The organism is Caballeronia sp. dw_19 (genome assembly GCF_018449515.1).
In the GTDB taxonomy this organism is placed as follows: Bacteria; Pseudomonadota; Gammaproteobacteria; order Burkholderiales; family Burkholderiaceae; genus Caballeronia.
The window spans coordinates 1-782 of sequence record NZ_JAAVUQ010000106.1 but is presented as its reverse complement, the minus strand read 5'-3'; the positions used below and the strand labels follow the sequence as shown (position 1 = coordinate 782).

The 782-nt window shown below is 56.6% G+C and carries 1 protein-coding gene; it reads left to right on the top strand.

Features of this window, described 5'->3' with window-relative positions; all coding sequences use genetic code 11:
• Window positions 1–25: 25 nt before the first annotated feature.
• Entirely contained in the window at window positions 26–727 is a 702-nt protein-coding gene (locus HB376_RS40600; protein ID WP_213769309.1) for an IS6 family transposase, read from the top strand.
• The last annotated feature ends 55 nt before the right edge of the window (window positions 728–782 follow it).

The window sequence follows — 782 nt, the reverse complement described above, 5'->3', positions numbered from 1 at the left end:
ATCGAAACGGTGGCGTGGGTGAAGAATGAAGACGCTGGATCCGAGCGTGGCACGGGTGCTTAAACGGTTGCACTATCCGCTGGAAGTCATGCTGACTTGCGTGCGCTGGTACGTCGCTTATCCGCTGAGCTTGCGTCATCTCGAAGAAATGATGGCCGAGCGCGGGATTGCGGTCGATCATTCCACGGTGCACCGCTGGGCCATCAAGCTTCTGCCCGTGCTTGAGAAGGCGTTTCGCCGCTGCAAGCGAGCGGTTGGCAAGAGCTGGAGGATGGACGAAACCTATGTGAAGGTTCGAGGCGAATGGAAGTACCTCTACCGGGCCGTGGACAAGGAAGGCAACACGGTCGACTTTCTTCTGCGAGCCAGGCGCAACAAGGCTGCGGCCCTGCGTTATTTCGAAAAATCGATCCAGCAAAACGGCGTACCCGAGACGGTGACGATCGACAAAAGCGGAGCCAATCTGGCCGCGCTGCACGCGGTGAACGCCGAGCGCGACACGCCCATCAAGATCCGTCAGGTCAAGTATCTGAACAACGTGGTTGAGCAGGACCATCGCGCTATCAAACGCATCATCCGGCCGATGCTCGGGTTCAAGGACTTCCACTGCGCTCGTGTCATTCTGAGTGGCATAGAGATCATGCATATGATCTCCAAAGGGCAGACGAAACACACTGGCCAAATCAAGCCATCTGCGGCCAGCCAGTTCTATTCGTTGGTGATGTAAGCTATCCTCATCATATGGCCTTCGTACGACTGAACCGCCTTACCGCGACAGAACC

Bases quoted from the DNA above. Each gene is read 5' to 3' on its own strand.
- HB376_RS40600 (WP_213769309.1), top strand. From the start codon at position 26: ATGAAGACGCTGGATCCGAGCGTGGCACGGGTGCTTAAACGGTTGCAC.